Origin of the sequence: Streptomyces venezuelae, from assembly GCF_008642275.1 — a bacterium.
Lineage (GTDB): Bacteria > Actinomycetota > Actinomycetes > Streptomycetales > Streptomycetaceae > Streptomyces > Streptomyces venezuelae_E.
Genome location: NZ_CP029189.1, coordinates 6,720,945 through 6,736,631, shown reverse-complemented (window position 1 = coordinate 6,736,631; position 15,687 = coordinate 6,720,945). Strand labels below are relative to the sequence as shown.

Below are 15,687 nucleotides of genomic sequence, written 5' to 3'. Positions count from 1 at the left end.
CCGTGAGGGCCGGGGTCAGCGGTCATGCTCGCGGGAGGGGAAGCAGTGGCACCGCAGGAATCCCTGCTCAAGATCTACGGAGACCGGTCGTACCGGCACGTGACGATGGCGCGGCACCAGGGCACCACCATCGCGTTCGCGATGGATGCGTCCCGCCGAATCGTCTACTCGGTGTTGGACCTGTCCGGCCCGCCGGCCAAGGGCGAGGCGGACACCGCCTACTGGAGCGACAACCCGGCCGAGCTGGTCTTCCCCCGGGAGCTGGCCGAGGTGGGGTACGCAGTGGTCGGCGCGACGGCGATGCCGACGGTCAAGCGCGGCGGGGCCGAGGCGGCCGTCGACGAGCGGCCCACGGCCCAGGAGACCGACCCGTTCCTGTCCACCACCGCGCGGCTGACGGCGGACGCCCCGTTCCACGTGGTCTCCGACGGCACGTACGTGGTGGTGTTACGGCAGTCGGTCGGCGAGACGCACTCCGACGCGGTGTACAAGCTGACCGGCGGCGGCTGTTCGGGCAGCGCGTCCCGCACGGACTACGTGCTCAGCGGTACGAAGAAGGTGCCGCTGGTGCGCGACACCCTGCTGTGCGACCGGTTCCTGCTGGTGGACGGCAAGCTCAAGCCGGTTCTGGAGGTCCGCTACAAGCGCAGCCGGCACGCCACCCGTCCCGAGTCGGCCAAGGACAGCCTGGGCACCGAGGACATGGAGGGCCGCCCCTTCCACGAGCCGACCCAGGAGCTGTCCTTCGTACGGAACCTGACCCAGGGCCGGTTCGCCGCCGTGCTGGTGCCCACCGCGATCAGCGGCGTGCAGCGCTGGCAGCTGTTCGCCCACAACGACGCCACCGGGCGGGTCGACTCCTTCAGCGTCGAGCAGGGCGCCCAGGGCCTGTTCAACACCCGGGGCACCCGTTTCTACACCAGCCCCGACCCGCTCTACCGCGACGCGGTGTTCGAGCGCAGCCCGGGCAACTGCCCGTTCACCGGACGCGAGCTGGTGCCGGTGACGGGCACCGAGGGGCGGGCGGAGACCGCGCTGCGGCTGAACGGCACCGACGCCCACCTCGACCTGGGCGATCCGGCGGCTCTGCGGTTCGGCGGCAGGGCGTACTCGATCGAGGCCTGGGTCAAACCCGCCTCCTACGACGGCCCGGTGCTGGCCAGGAGCGGGGAGTACCTGCTGGCGGTGGACGCCGCCGGCCTGGTGAGCCTCACCCACCGGGGCGCGCCGTCGCCGCTCCTGTCCACCGAGTCGGTACCGACGGACGCCTACACCCACATCGCCGCCACCTTCGACGGCACCACCGCGAAGCTGTACGTCAACGGCAGGCCGGCCGGCAGCGGGGCGCTGCCGTTCACCCCGGCCACCGGTGTGAACACCCTGGTCGGCAAGGACTCCTCCGGTGGTACGGACAGGCTTTTCAAGGGCGACGTCGACGAGATCCGGATCTGGGACCGGGTGCGTTCCGCCGCCGAGCTCACCGAGGACATGAGCTACCGGCTGATCGGCAACGAGCCGGGATTGGTGGCCTACTACCGGTTCGACGAGGGCACGGGGAGCACCGCGAACGACCAGACCGACCGGGCGCTGCACGGCACCCTCGGCGGCGGCGTGCAGTGGACCGGCTCGGAGGCCCCGGTCGGCGACCACCCCGGGGTGCGGCGCGACAGCTTCGTCCTCAAGGGGCGCTCGGTGGTGTCCGGCCTGTCGGCCGTGCTGTACCACCAGCAGGAGAACGTGGTCGCCGGGTACCGCTCCGACCCCAAGCCCGCCAAGCGGCAGGCCCGAGTGCTGCTGGCGTTCGCCGCCAGGTACGGCCAGAACCCTTGCCTGGCGGGCCTGGACTTCGCGGTCGGCCGCGACGGCCGGCTGGCCCAGGCGCCGGACGTGCTGGACCCGGCGGTGCTCAAGCGGCCGACGAAGGGCCACGACTCGGAGCAGGTCAGCGCCCTGCAGCAGCTGATCAAGCGGCTGGAGCCGGAGGTCGCGTCCCTTCAGTCGGAGATAACCCGGCTGGCCGGCACCGCGGGCAGGGTGGCCGAGTACCAGGCGGAAGTCGACCGGCTGAAGCCGGGCTTCGACGACCTGGAGCGGCGATACCTCGCCGAGAAGGACCTGGCCACCTCCTGGATCTACAGCCTGGAGCTCAAGACACCGCGCCAGTTGGCCGGCGGCCACCTGGCGCAGTCGCTCTTCGCCATCCTCACCTCGGAGTACGAGGCCGGAGTGCAGTTCGTCCCCCCCAACGGTCCCCGGTCGACCTGGTGGTTGGACGACACCGGCCAGAGCCAGGGCGGCCGGCCCTGCTACTTCCTGGTCGCCCGCGAGCGCAACCGGGACCTGCGCGTCACCGGCAACTCGACGTCCGAGACCGCCCGGCTGAGCACGATCGTCCGCGAACCGGGCAACGTCAGCGCGCAGTTCCAGCTGATCGCCGAGGGCGAGCACGTCCGCATCGTCAACCGCGGCAGCCGGCTCGCGATCGGTTTGCCCTCCACGTACCAGTTACCCCACCTGGTCCAGTCGAGCGAATGCCTCACCGCGGACTCGGGCCTGTTCAAGATGACGCGCCTGTCCATGCGCTCGGGTGTGGACGTGGCGTACCTCGCGGCGAAGGAGAAGCTGGACGCCGCGCGCCAGCTCCTCCAGGAGGCGCGCACAGCCCAACAGCGGGTCGCCGAACTGCAGCTCGTGCTGGCCGCCCAGCAGGCCGAACTCAAGGACGCCCGGGACCAGCTGGCCCGCCTGTCGACCGCCCTGCGGGGGGACGACGACCTGACGGTGGCGATGCCGCTGCTGGCGGTGGACTCCACCGGTCTGAGCCTGTCCGGCGGCCTGCTCGAATTCGCCCGGGGCACCGACCGGCCCGCACTGCTGGACAGCGGCACCGGCAACGTCGTGCTGTACTTCCGCGGCGCCGAGAACCAGTTCTTCGCCGTGTACTACGACACCGGCGTCGTCCGCGGTGCCCAGACCCTCGCCGGGGACGGCGGCACGCTCACCTTCCTCGCCCGCGACCCGGCCGTTGCCCTGGACAGCGCCACCATCAAGGTCGCGGACGGCGACGCGCCCGGCCGCTGCGACCTCACGATCTCCGTCGGGACGGACACCGAGACCTGGCGGTCGCTGCCGCGCAAGGCCGACCTGATGGCCGCCGCCCTGGCCGGGAGCCCCGGCCGGCCGGTGACGGTCGGGGCGGTCGCCCGGGTGACGGGCAGAAGTGTGGAGCTGACCGGGGCCACCACCGTGCCGGTCCCGGCCAAGGCCCACCTCGTGATCGGCAGCACCGGCTACGCCGCGGAGGCCGACAACCTCACCGGCGCCAAGACGCTCACCCTCACGACGGCGGGCACCGCGATCAAGCCCGGCGACAAGGTCAGCCTGGTCGGCTACGACTGGGCCCGGGCGGAGTCCACCCGGGCCGGGGTCCTGCTGTCCGCCGGCTCCCGCCTGATCGGGCTCACCCCGGGCGGCGTCGACTCCGTCCCCAACGGCACGGCCAAGGCGACGATCACCGGCCGCGGCTGCCGCTGGCGGGCCGAGATGCCCGGCCGGGCCTTCCTGTTCGACGGCAAGGAGCAGTACCTGACCCTGCCCGCCGGCCAGCAGCAGAACATCGCCCCGACCGGTGACCTGAGCCTGGAGGCCTGGGTCAACCCCGAGGCCGGAGGGGGCCGGATCGTCCACGCCAGGACGGACGGATCGGGCTACTCCCTGGCGCTCGCCCCGGCCGCCCTGCCGGCCTGGCAGTTCGTCGGCGGCACCAAGGCCCAGCTGACTCCCTCGCTCGACCTGGCGAACCGGGACTTCACCATCGAGCTGTGGGCCAAGCGCAACCAGTCCCGGGGCCGCGTCGAGCCGCTGCTGTTCCACGGTGCGACGGACGGCCGGGTCGACCAGTCCCTGCACCTGTGGGTCCACCCCGACGAGACCTTCTACTTCTCGCTGTACGGCGACGACCTCAAGACCACCCAGGCCTACCCGGACCTGGAGTGGCACCACTGGGCCGCGGTCTACAAGAACGCCACCCGCGAGCAGATCCTCTACCGGGACGGCGTCGAGGTCGCCCGCCGCACCTCCAACGGGGCCTACACCGGCAACGGCCCGCTGATCCTGGGCCACTTCCCCTTCACCGGCGACTACCTCGACGGCCGGATCGACGAGGTCCGCGTCTTCGGCCGGGCCCGCACCCAGCACGAGATCTCCTCCGAGCGCCACCAGCGGCTCTCCGGCCGCGAACCGGGCCTGCTCGGGCACTGGACCTTCGACGGGCCGAGCAGCCCGCCCTCACCGATCAAGGGCTACCAGGTGGTCGCGCGGGTGGGCGACCGGGTGGTGCGCTCGGCGGAGCGTTTCCCGTGCAACGAATGGGCGCACCTGGCCGCCACCTTCGCCCAGTCCTGGGCCCTGAGCCTGAACGGCGGCGCGGGCCTGTCGGTGGCCCCGCAGAATTCGCTGGACGTCCTGGAGGACCTCACCATCGAGGCGTTCGTCCGGATCGACAAGCTCGGCGCCCCGATGGGCCTGCTCGCCAAGGGCACGGTGGTCGACGGCGGCCGGGACGGCGTCCCGTACCAGTTGGGCATCCTGGCCGACGGCCGGGTGGAGTTCGCCTTCGCCGAGGCCGACGGCAAAGCCGTCCGGCACACCTCCGACCGGGCCGTGACGGTCGGTGCCTTCCAGCGGGTGACCGTGGTGCGGCAGCGCCGCAAGCCCGACACCTCCGCTGCCGCCCAGGCGAACGCGAGCATCCAGTCCGAGCAGGACATCCGCTTCTACCTGGACGGCGCAGCCGCCGGCAGTCACCTGTACAGCGGCCCTGGTGCACAGTCCAACTCCGGCGAGCTGGAGATCGGCCGTGGGCTGCACGGCGTCCTGTGCGAGGTGCGGCTGTGGAACTCCGCACGGCCGGCCGTCCAGCTCGGGCAGCCGGTCACCGCGCGTGAGAAGGGGCTGCTGGCCCGCTGGCCCTTCAACGAGAACGCCGGGAACGTCACCGTCGATGTCTCCGGCTCCTTCCCGGCCAAGCTGCGGGGCGCCCGCTGGACCCGCGACGTCGACCCCACGGCCAGCCCGCTGCGGCTGTACCGCAACGGCGAGCCGCTGTCCGAGGCCCCCGTGACCGCCCAGGACACCGCCTCCTGGGGCGATCCCCAGCTCACCCTGGGCGCCCGCCTGGAAGGGGCCAAACCGACGGAGCTGCTGACCGGAACGCTGGAGGAGGTGCGGATCTGGCGCACCGTCCGCACCCGGGAGCAGATCAGCGACAACCTGTTCACCCGCCTGCGCGAGAACAAGCGGGACCTGCTCGGCTACTGGCCCTTCGACCGGGACTCCACCGAACCCGGCACCACCTCGGTGCGCGACGAGGGCCTGCGCGGCAACAACCTCGCCTTCTCCGCGAAGCGGCCCCGCGTCCTGCTCTCCACCGCCCCCGTGTCCACGGACACCGCCCAGGTGCGGTCGGCCCTCGCCGACGTCCGCACTCCCTTCCACGACACCATCGCCGGCGCCCCCGGCGCCACCGAGTACGCCGACCTCCAGTACGACGCGAAGGGCGAGACGCTCGGTGTGCTCAAGCGCTGCTACGGCTTCGTCCGCGACGGCCGCTGGCACCTGGTCACCGGCTACAAGGTGGGTGACCTGACCACCGAGTGGGTCGGCCAGGCCCAGTTCGACCCGCAACTCATGGGCTACATCGAGGGCGCCCCGCCGGTGCCCTCGGAGAACCTCACCGACAAGGCCGACGGCTACGCCGCCGCCTCCTCGGTGGAGTTCGCCGAGGCCAACCAGGTGGTGCGGAGCCTGTCCTCCAGCAAGACCCGCAGCGTCAACGCCGCCTTCGGCTTCGCGGTGGGCTTCGAGACCGATGCCAGCGTCCTGTCGATCACTGCTCCGGCCGGCTTCGGCATCGCGTCCCCGCTCGCCGACGCCCAGTTGAAGGTCGGCCTGACGGGCCGCCTGGAGTTCTCCAACACCTGGAGCGAGGACACCAAGGTCAGCCAGGGCGCCAACACCGCCCGCAAGGCCAAGCTGGCCCTGACCGGCTACACCGAGGACGCCGCCAAGGTGCTGAACTCCGCCGTCGGCCGCCGGTACGTGCCCGCCAACAACGGCATGGCGCTCGTGCAGTCCCAGACCGCCGACGTCTTCGCGCTGCGCCTGGCGCACACCGGTGCCCTGGTCGCCTACCGGATGCTGCCCAACCCGGACATCCCGCCGGACTGGAACCTCATCCACTTCCCGATCAACCCCCGCTACACCAAGCAGGGCACCCTGGACGGCGCGGTCGGCTTCGACGACCGCGGCAAGGTCACCGACCCCGACTACCCCACCGCCACCGGCTACGGCGAGTACAGCTACTTCAAGCCGCGGGACGCCTACGCGCTCAAGCGCCGGATCACCCGCGACCAGCAGCGGCTGCACGCCTTCTACGAATCGGTCTCGACCGAGACCCAGCGCCCAGACCCGACCCGGGGACAGGCCAACGCGCTCCTGCGCTCGATGGGCATGTCCGTCGAGCAGCAGGAGACCGGGCGCAGCACCGCCGGCAGCGCCGCCGCCACCGGCTTCTCGCACCGGGACCTGGTCAACACCTACGTCTGGACGGCCCAGGGCGGCTTCTTCGCCGAGACCACCGAGGCCACCGACGCCGTCAGCGAGACCACCTCCGGCTCCTACGCGCTCAGCGGCAGTATCGGTGGCACCTACGGGGGCAACTTCGGCTTCAAAGGTGTGAACTTCTACGGCCAGCTTGAGGCCTCCGTGGGAGGCGGTTTCAGCGTCACCCGGGCCAAGGGCAAGGACGCCTCCCGCTCCTTCGGCCTCGACGTCCAGTGCGCACCCCCGGGTGACCTGCAGCGCCGCGACAAGGACGGCAAGCCCGTCTACGACACGGCGGGCAAGCCCGTCCTGGTGCCGGGCAAGGTCGACGCCTACCGCTTCCTCACCTTCTACCTCGGCGAGAACAGCGCCAACTTCGACGACTTCTACCACAAGGTCGTCGACCCCACCTGGCTGTCGGGCAGCGACGCCCCCGACGCCGCCGCCCTGCGGCAGACCCGCCAGAACTCCGCCAAGCCCCCGTGCTGGCGGATCCTGCACCGCGTCACCTACGTCAGCCGGGTGCTCGCACCCGTCCCGCCGCCCGGGGCGCCGCCGTTGGAGAAGGCGATGCGCGCCGAGAACATCGACAGCAACTACGAGCTGATCAAGCGCCTGGAACCGTACGTCCGCCCCGCCGCCACCAGCACCGGCGCCCTCGCCACCGCCACCCGCGCGGCCCTGGCCGCCCAGCTGCCCGAGCTCCTCCCCCACTCCACGGAGATCATCGACTACCTCAGCCGCTACTTCGGCATGGACAACTGACCTGGGCCCGGCCCTCCGTCACCTCGGAGGGCCGGGCGCGCCAGGCGTCCGGCGACAGCATCCCACTGCGGAATGGAGAGGCGCTGCGCACGGGCGGGGGTGAAGGCGGTGACCGTGTTGGCGGCGGTGCCGATCACCGAGTTGGTGCAGCCGGGCGAGGAACGAGCGCCACCCGACGCCGACCGTACGCGTCGCGGGCCGGCCCCAGCCCCAGCCCCAGCCCCAGCCCCAGCCCCAGCAGGCTCTCCACACACTCGCGGCGCGCGGCCCACGCGCCGCTACCAGACATGCCAACCGGCTGCCTGATCGATCCCTGCGGGTGACCGCCCCGACCGGGATCACGCCCTCAACCGCCCACCGCATCCTGCACTGCAACGACGTCGCCAGCCCGGCAGCTTGGCCCTCCGGATGAGCAACCCGTGTCTGGTCGGCCGGGACCAAGATCCGGTCCATTCTCGGACCATACTGCCGGGATGGACATCCCGAACCACCGTTTTGCCTGGTCAGCCCTATTCCAACTGCTGTACCACCAGCAGACGAAGAATCTGCTGAGCCATACGGCGCGGCTCTCTGGTGTCGGCGGCTGTCACGGCGACTGCGCAGACTTCCGAACCCGGTCGGCAAGTTGCTGCCAGCGCCGACGCACAGAGGAACCGCCCTCCGCGTCGACCGAGCCCAGACCACCGGCGGCTTGCTGGAGCGGTGGAGGCTCGCGCGCGCGGTGTGGCCGAAGACCTCGAGGAAGACGCAAGACGTTGATCCGTTCCACTATCAATCCCGTGGTGCTGGTTCTATGTTCGTCATCTCGATGCTGAGGGGGGAGTGCATGGACCCTGACGACGTGATGATCGATGCCCTGGCCGACAAGATCCTCGGGGGCAAGGTCGGAGGCGCTCTCCACCTTCCGTTCCGGTGGAAACAGAAGAATGCTCCGCGTCGCGCGTACTCCCCTATCCACGTCGAGGCAAACACTCCTGTCCGCACCGATCTCTCCTGCCGCCTCGACCTCCGCTTCCGAATAGGCCTCGACAAGCCGTGGGAGTACAGCCTGATGCTCCTCCACCCCGGAAGCCGCACGGTCCTCCGCCGCCTCGATGTTCGGGGGACACACCTCGACCGTGAAACTGGCGAGCACTTCATCAATCGCACGCACAAACACAGGTGGAGCGAACAGCGAGGCAACCGGGACGTCTACGCCCCGGACGACATCCGTCACGCGCCGGACCCGATCGCCAACGCGACGCTGACCTCTATGGACGAAGAGTACGACCGCGTCGTCAGGGACTTCGTCCTGGAATGCAAGATGGACATCTCCGCAGGCTACGTTTGGGTTCCGCCCACGCCGCCGATACCGGCCCCGACGCTAGAGGGATTCGAGGAATACCCATGAGCGCCTCCCCCCTCGACCCTCGCCTCACCGAGGACTTGCGCTGCTGGCACATCGCACCGGCAGGCCGCCCGGGATCCGTCGCACTCACAGGACGCTCGTACTTCGCCGACGGAGACGGCCTGACCGTCCTTCTCCGAGTGTCCGGAGACGACGCCTTGGCCAGCGACGGCGGCACCATGGTTTCTCGCTTGGCCGATGCTGGAGTCGACGTCTGGGGCCCAACCCGAGCAGCGACCGCCTGGACCGAGACACTCAGCGCATTCCGCCTCAGCGAAGTGGACGGACGAATCGTTGGCCGCCGGCCCCTGCAACAGGCGGCGACGCTCGTATCGGACATCAGTAGTGCGATGCTGACCACCGACGGGCTGCGATGGCTCGCAGCCCCTGACCGGGACAGCAAGCTCGTGCGTCAGTTCTACGCGTACCTCGACGATGCCCGCATCGCCTACGACCGGCGCCCCACCGTGGAGCTCCCCCGCGGCGCCACGGTACGCCCCACCGCGCGCGTCAACCTGCCCAAGCGAACAGTCCTGGTGCAGGCCGTCGGCGGCTCTGAGCAGGGCCTGGAGCATGCTCTGTCGCTCGTGCAGCGCATCGAGCGCGCGGACTACGCCTTCGACCAGCGCCTCGTGCTGCTGAAGGGCAACCCCCAAGCCTGGCCCGCCGACCACCTCGACCTCTTGGCGGACCACACACCGGTCGGGTTCTCCGACCGCATGGACGCGGTCACCCGATTCCTCAAAGAGGGCACTCCACTGGAACGCCCCGTCACATCGGAGCCGTAGGCTTCCCGCTCTCACACGACGTTTCCAGCTCCGCCCGGCGAAGAGGACCGGCCGAGCAATGTCTTGTCACTTGTGCACAACACCCGCCGCGCACTAACCCGCCCCCCTTCATCCATGGATCGCAGACCCCGGCCGGGTTCGCCGCCAGGGTGGTGGGAGGGGACGGCCCGGCGGCGACCACCATCGCCCTTGACTACCAAGAGGCGGCGACGTAACCGGCAACCAGATCTAACTACTCGTCAGTAAAGTCAGCAAAAGGTCAGCATTCGTCCGACCAAACCTGGTTACAGCCTGCGACACATGAGACTCGACCGTCGGCGCCGAAGGCTCTCGCCCCGCATTCGACAGCCTCCCCTGAGAAACCAAAACCGGAGGGCCGGGCGCAATTACCACACCCAGCCCTCGCGCGCACAAACCAGCAGGTCAACGCACCCTTCCTCGCGCCTTCAGGTGGGTTGGGGGAAGCTCTGGGGCCGGAATCGGAGGGCCGTCGTAGCCCTTCACCTCACCGAATCGCGACCCGTTCATCCAGTCTTCTCGGGCCTGCGCGATATCATCGTGTGACCGTCCGATCCAGTTCCAGAACATCACGATCTCCTCCTCGAACGGCTCGCCGCCCAGGAGCATCAGGCTCGCGTCCGAAGTCGCCCTCAGGGGGAGTTCCGTGCGGCCGCAGCCGAGGTAGAGCATCGAGCCCGGGAGGACCGGGACGCCGTCGACGTGGGCCTCGCCCGACATCGACAGGACCGCGTACTCGAAGTCCGGGTCCAGCGGGAGCCGGGTCTCCGTGCCCGACGCCAGGGTCAGGTCCGCGCCCACGATCGGGCTGTACGCCGTGCCCGGCGAGGTGGCCGTGTCCAGGGTGCCCAGGATGACCGTCGCCGTCAGCCCCGGGGCCGTCACCAGCGGCAGGTCGGCGTGGTGCTGGAAGTGCGGCTCCACGTTGCGGTGCGCGTCCGGCAGGGCCACCCACAGCTGCGCGCCGTGCAGGAAGCGGGCGTGCGGACGCGGGCTCTCCTCCGAGTGGCTGATGCCGCGGCCGGAGGTCATCAGGCCCAGCTCCCGGGGCCGGATCGTCTCCAGGCTGCCGACGCTGTCGCGGTGCAGCACCTCGCCCTCGTGCAGCCAGCTCACCGTCTGGAGCCCGGAGTGCGGATGCGGCGCGACCTGCATGCCGGGCTCGTCGGCGATGTCGTCCGGGCCGTAGTGGTCCACGAAGCACCAGGCGCCCACCATGCGGCGGCCCAGGTTGGGCAGGAGTCGTCGGACCTCGGTGGACTCTCCGAGCTTGACCGTGCGCGGGCTGAGGAGCTCGCGCACCGGTTCGGCCACGACGAAGCCGCGGCCGCCGCAGGCGGAAAGAGCGGGCTGGCGATCGAGATTGCTCATGTGGACAACCTAGCCCCGAGGCGGTGGCGGCGGAGAGCGGAATGTTCCACGCCCCAGGTGTGTTGGATGCAGCGGATCGACCACCCGAACGGCGGAAGGGATGCGATGAACGCGCCGACGGCGTACTTCGAGCACGGGACGGCAGCCGAGCGCTGGGCGCGCGCGCAGCTCTTCTTCGACGCGAAGGAGTACGCGACGGCCGCCCGCGTCCTGGAGACACTGGCGGGCGAGGCATCGGAGCAGCTGGCGCCCCGGCTGCTGCTGGCGCGCGCCTACTACCACTCCGCCCAGCTCTCCCGCGCCGAGCACGAGCTGCGCGGCATCCTCGAACGCTGGCCGGTGGAGGACTACGCACAGCTGATGCTCGGTCGCACGCTGGAGCGCCTCGGCCGGGCCGCCGAGGCCCGGCCGTACCTGCGGATGGCGGCCGCCATGGCGGGCGAGTTCCCCGAGTAGGGCGCCACCCGGCCCCGCGCATGCGGGGTCGGGCCCCCGGCTCGGATAGCCTGGGGCCCATATGAACCGCCTCACCACACCCTTCGGCTCCTACGAGCTCACCCGCTTCCCCGAGGACCCGCGCGACCGGCTCCGCGCATGGGACGCCGCCGACGAGTACCTGCTGCGCCACCTCGACTCCGGTACCGGGGAACGCGGGCCGGTGGACCTGGCCGCCGCCGGACGGATCGTCGTGCTCGGGGACCGCTGGGGGACGCTGACGACGGCGCTCGCCGCGTACCACCCGACGCAGATCACCGACTCCGCCCTGAGCCGCGCCGCCACCGCCGCGAACCTGGACCGGGCCGGCATCGGGACGGCCAAGTCGACGGTGACCCTGCTGACCACCCAGGACCCGCCGCCCGAGCGGATCGACGTCCTGCTGGTCCGCGTACCCAAGAGTCTGGCGCTGCTGGAGGACCAGCTGTACCGGCTGGCCCCGCACGTGCACGCGGGCACCGTCGTCGTCGGCACCGGCATGGTCAAGGAGATCCACACCTCCACGCTGCGCCTCTTCGAGAAGATCCTGGGCCCGACGAAGACCTCGCTCGCCGAGAAGAAGGCACGGCTGATCTTCTGCACGCCGGGCACCCCCGGGGCGACCCGCCCCACCTCCGCAGGGCCGTGGCCGCTGACGTACACGGTGGACGAGGACGCCGGCTCGGCCTCCGGGCTGTCCGTCGTCAACCACGCCGGGATCTTCTGCGCCGACCGGCTCGACGTCGGCACCCGCTTCTTCCTGCAGAACCTGCCGACGAACACCGACGGCGCCCGGGTCGTGGACCTGGGCTGCGGCAACGGCGTCGTCGGTACGGCCGTCCAGGCCCACGACCCTGACGCCGAGGTCGTGTTCACCGACGAGTCCTACCAGGCGGTCGCCTCGGCGCGGGCGACCTACCGGGCGAACATCCGCGAGGGCCGGCGCACCGCCGAGTTCCACGTCGGCGACGGGGTCGCGATGCTCTCCCCCGGCTCCGTGGACCTGGTGCTGAGCAACCCGCCCTTCCACTCCCACCAGGCCACGACGGACGCGACGGCGCTGCGCATGTTCGCGCAGTCGCGCAAGGTGCTGCGGCCCGGTGGCGAGCTGTGGATCGTCGCCAACCGGCACATGGGCTACCACACCCACCTGCGGCGGCTGTTCGGCAACAGCGAAGTCGTCGCGAGCGAGCCGCGGTTCGTGGTCCTGCGGGCGGTCAAGCAGGATCGTCCACGACCCATGTGACCTGGCGGTACGTCCTACACTCTGGCGCGTGAACAGCCAGGTGGAGGACGGAAGCGGTGGCGGTCGCTACCGCCGCGAGGACGTGGCCCGGGCGGCCGGCGTCAAGGTGCGCAACCTGCGCTACTACCAGGAGCGCGGGCTGCTGCCGCCGCCGCGCCGGGAGGGCCGGATCGCCTGGTACTCCGACGATCACCTGACCCGGCTGCGGCTGATCAGCGATCTACTGGGGCGCGGCTACACGGTGAACGGCATCGCCGAGCTCCTGGACGCATGGGAGCAGGGCGGCGGCCTGTCCCAACTGCTGGGCCTGGAACGGGAGATGACCCGCGACTGGGTGCAGGAGGAGCCGGTGACCATGACCCGGGCCGAACTGCGGGAGCTGTTCGGCCCGACGGCGACCTCCGCCGACACCCGGCGCGCGGCGGAGCTGGGCTACGTGACGGTCGACGGTGACCTGGTCACGTACCCGAGCAGGCGGCTGCTGGAAGCGACCCTGGCCCTGGTGCGGCAGGGGGTGCCGCTCACGGAGATCCTGGACGCCGGGGAGTTCGTACAGACGCAGGCGGCCGCGGTCGCGGACCGGTTCGTGGGGCTCTTCCGGCGGTACGTGATCGACGCCGCGGGCGCGGACGGCGCCCCGGGCGCGGACGGCGCCCCGGGCGCGGACGGCGCCGCGCGCCCAGAGGGCTCGGGCGCCCCTGAGGGCTTGGGCGCCGCTGACGGCTCGGGCCGCGCTGACGGCTCGGGCACCCCTGAGGGCCTGGAGCGACTTTCGGCCACTGAGTTGCAGCACATCACGGCGGCGGTCACGGCCCTGCGGCCGGTGGCCGGTGAGGTGGTGGCCACGGAGTTCGCGCGGGCGATGGCCCGGCGGGTGGATACGGAGGTCGCCGAACTGCTGCGTACGGAGCAGTAGGAGTCGGCTCAAAGGGTGCACTCGCACAACCTTGCCAACCCCCATTGGCACTCTTACATTCAACTCGTCGGTAACAACGGTGCACAGCCGATATAAGGGACGTTCTCATGACTGGTTCTCCCCATTTATCCGACCCGTCCGCCCTGCCCGAAGACGGTCCCGGTGACTCCGGCCGCGTCCGCTGGCGGCGGTTCGCCCTCCTGACCGTTCCCGCCGTCGCCGTGACCGCCGGCCTCGGCATCGCCCTGGCGCAGGGGGTGCTGGCCGCCTCGTTCGCCGTGTCGGGACAGCAGTTCAAGGTGTCGGCGAGCAGCCTGGAGGGCGAGGGCTTCGCCCAGTACGGCAGCGTCGACGTCAACGCCCGCGAGGAGCTCATCCCGGTGGCCGTCACCGCCATCAGGGAGGCCAAGCTCCACAGCCTCTGCCAGTCCGTGGTCACCACGCTCCCGGTGATCGGGGACATCTCGCTCAACCTCACCGCCGGACGCAAGGCCCCGGTGGAGGCGAGCAACCTGTTCGTCGACGCCACCCAGCTCTCGGGTGACGCCGTCTTCAGCAACATCGAGATCGGACGTGACGCCTCCACCCTCGACAAGGGTCCGGCGGACGCCCAGGGGATGCAGGACCTCTTCGGCCAGCAGGCGGACACGGTCCGCATCACCGATCTCCAGCAGACGGCGTGGGCGACGAACGCCGGCACCTTCAAACTCACCGGGCTCGGCATGGACATCAGCAAGGGCAAGAAGGAATGCTTCTGAGCCCTTGGCAGCGGTGGGGGCGGTGGCGGCGCAGCAGGCCCTTCTGGGGCGGGCTGCTCGCCGTCCTCGCCGGGTCGTGGATCTGCGTCCTGCCGCTGGCACCGCTGAAGGTCATGCTCCAGCAGGGCGTGGCGGGAATCCCGTCCGTCCTGATGGGCATCGTGATGATCGTGCTCGGGCTCACCGCCTGGTTCTCCCCTGCTCAGCGCTCTCTCGCGGGTGTCCTCACCACCCTGATCGCCACCGCCGCCCTGGTCCTGTCGAACCTCGGCGGGTTCCTGATCGGCACCCTGCTCGGCATCCTCGGCGGCGGCCTGATGTTCGCCTGGCAGCCGTACGCCGTGCGCCGCGCCGGAAATGCGGAGTCCGCCGTGGCCGCACCCCCTCCCCCCACCCCGCACCACGATCCCCAAGGAGCACAGCCATGAGCCGTACGCGCACCGCGCTCGCCCTCGGGACGGCCGCGGCCGGAGCCATCGCGCTCGCCTCGGTCACCGCCTCCGCGGCGCCCTTACCCCTGGCGGGGTCGACCACCGTCACCCCCGCCGGTCACGCGTTCCAGGCCACCCTCAGCGGGAAGGCCACCCTCAAGGCAGGTTCGGTCACGGTGACCTGTACGGTCTCCGTCGCCACCGGGAGCGTGCCGGGAGCCCCCGGCAACAGCAACCCGGCCGGGCCCGTGTCGGCGCCGATCTCGGCTCCCACGTACAGCTCGTGCACGTCGAGCATGTGGGGAGTGACGCCCACGGTCACCACCAGCGGTGCCTGGTCGGTGTCGATGCAGGACGGCGCTCCGGTCACCGCCACCATGGGCCTGCCGGTCGGTGGGCTGGTGGTCCAGACGAGCGGGCTCGCCTCCTGTACGGTCACCGCCGCACCCACGGCTCCGGCGAGTGTCGGCGGCACCTGGGCCAATGGCTCCCCGTCGACCCTGACCTTCACCAACGCCTCCGTACCGGTCAAGGTCACCGGTGGGTTCGGCTGCCCGACGAGTGCGACCTCGTCCACCTTCAACGCGGTCTACAAGGTCGCCGACACCACCGACCCGGCGCAGCAGATCACCGTCGGACCCTGACACCGGCGACCGGCGCTCCCCCACGCCCCGGCCCGTCCGCTCCGGTCGACTCCGGTGCCGGACGGGCCGGTTGCGTGTCGTCCGCCCGGCGGGGAGAGCCCGCGCCGCGTGCGCGGCGCGAGGCGGCTGGTCGGCAGGTCGGTCGGTCGGCCAGCCGCTGCCCGTACCGGCCCGAAGGCTCTCCTGCGCCTCGTTCCCGGGTGCGCCGTACCCCGGCACGGCCCGTCCTGGTCCTCCCTCCCGCCGCCGCCCAGACTCCTGAGGGCGAGGCGGCCGGAAGCCGCCC

At 71.0% G+C, this 15,687-nt stretch carries 10 protein-coding genes; 9 read left to right on the top strand and 1 reads right to left on the bottom strand.

What is annotated here, in order from left to right; translation table 11 throughout:
* Window positions 1–45 precede the first annotated feature (45 nt).
* The 3 genes from DEJ51_RS29775 (at window position 46) to DEJ51_RS29765 (ending at window position 9,543) form a co-directional block, all read left to right on the top strand.
* Complete coding sequence (locus tag DEJ51_RS29775; protein WP_150260704.1) at window positions 46–7,368, top strand: LamG domain-containing protein; 7,323 nt, start codon at window positions 46–48, stop codon at window positions 7,366–7,368.
* Window positions 7,369–8,161: 793 nt separating this feature from the next.
* The gene (locus DEJ51_RS29770) at window positions 8,162–8,758 is read left to right on the top strand and encodes a hypothetical protein (protein WP_150260702.1); all 597 of its coding nucleotides are present in this window, start codon (window positions 8,162–8,164) and stop codon (window positions 8,756–8,758) included.
* 155 nt (window positions 8,759–8,913) lie between these two features.
* Window positions 8,914–9,543 carry a hypothetical protein gene (locus tag DEJ51_RS29765; RefSeq protein ID WP_150260700.1) on the top strand — a complete coding sequence of 210 codons (630 nt, stop codon included), beginning with the start codon at window positions 8,914–8,916 and terminating at the stop codon, window positions 9,541–9,543.
* 423 nt (window positions 9,544–9,966) lie between these two features.
* Here the strand turns inward: DEJ51_RS29765 and DEJ51_RS29760 are convergent, their stop codons facing one another.
* Window positions 9,967–10,932, bottom strand: a complete 966-nt coding sequence (locus DEJ51_RS29760; protein WP_150260698.1) for a pirin family protein — start codon at window positions 10,930–10,932, stop codon at window positions 9,967–9,969.
* Window positions 10,933–10,998: 66 nt separating this feature from the next.
* Here DEJ51_RS29760 and DEJ51_RS29755 point away from each other — a divergent pair, with 66 nt between their 5' ends.
* The 6 genes from DEJ51_RS29755 (at window position 10,999) to DEJ51_RS29725 (ending at window position 15,401) form a co-directional block, all read left to right on the top strand.
* Complete coding sequence (locus tag DEJ51_RS29755) at window positions 10,999–11,388, top strand: tetratricopeptide repeat protein (protein ID WP_223836027.1); 390 nt, start codon at window positions 10,999–11,001, stop codon at window positions 11,386–11,388.
* 61 nt (window positions 11,389–11,449) lie between these two features.
* On the top strand, window positions 11,450–12,652 hold the full coding sequence (locus DEJ51_RS29750) for a methyltransferase (protein WP_150260696.1): 1,203 nt from the start codon (window positions 11,450–11,452) through the stop codon (window positions 12,650–12,652).
* A gap of 28 nt (window positions 12,653–12,680) precedes the next feature.
* Entirely contained in the window at window positions 12,681–13,568 is an 888-nt protein-coding gene (locus DEJ51_RS35300; protein ID WP_223836026.1) for a MerR family transcriptional regulator, read from the top strand.
* Between the two features lie 107 nt (window positions 13,569–13,675).
* Window positions 13,676–14,326 carry a DUF6230 family protein gene (locus DEJ51_RS29735; protein WP_150260693.1) on the top strand — a complete coding sequence of 217 codons (651 nt, stop codon included), beginning with the start codon at window positions 13,676–13,678 and terminating at the stop codon, window positions 14,324–14,326.
* Entirely contained in the window at window positions 14,317–14,754 is a 438-nt protein-coding gene (locus DEJ51_RS29730; RefSeq protein ID WP_223836025.1) for a DUF6114 domain-containing protein, read from the top strand. Before DEJ51_RS29735 ends, DEJ51_RS29730 begins: the two co-directional genes overlap by 10 nt.
* Window positions 14,751–15,401, top strand: a complete 651-nt coding sequence (locus tag DEJ51_RS29725; protein WP_150260689.1) for a hypothetical protein — start codon at window positions 14,751–14,753, stop codon at window positions 15,399–15,401. Before DEJ51_RS29730 ends, DEJ51_RS29725 begins: the two co-directional genes overlap by 4 nt.
* Window positions 15,402–15,687: the final 286 nt, after the last annotated feature.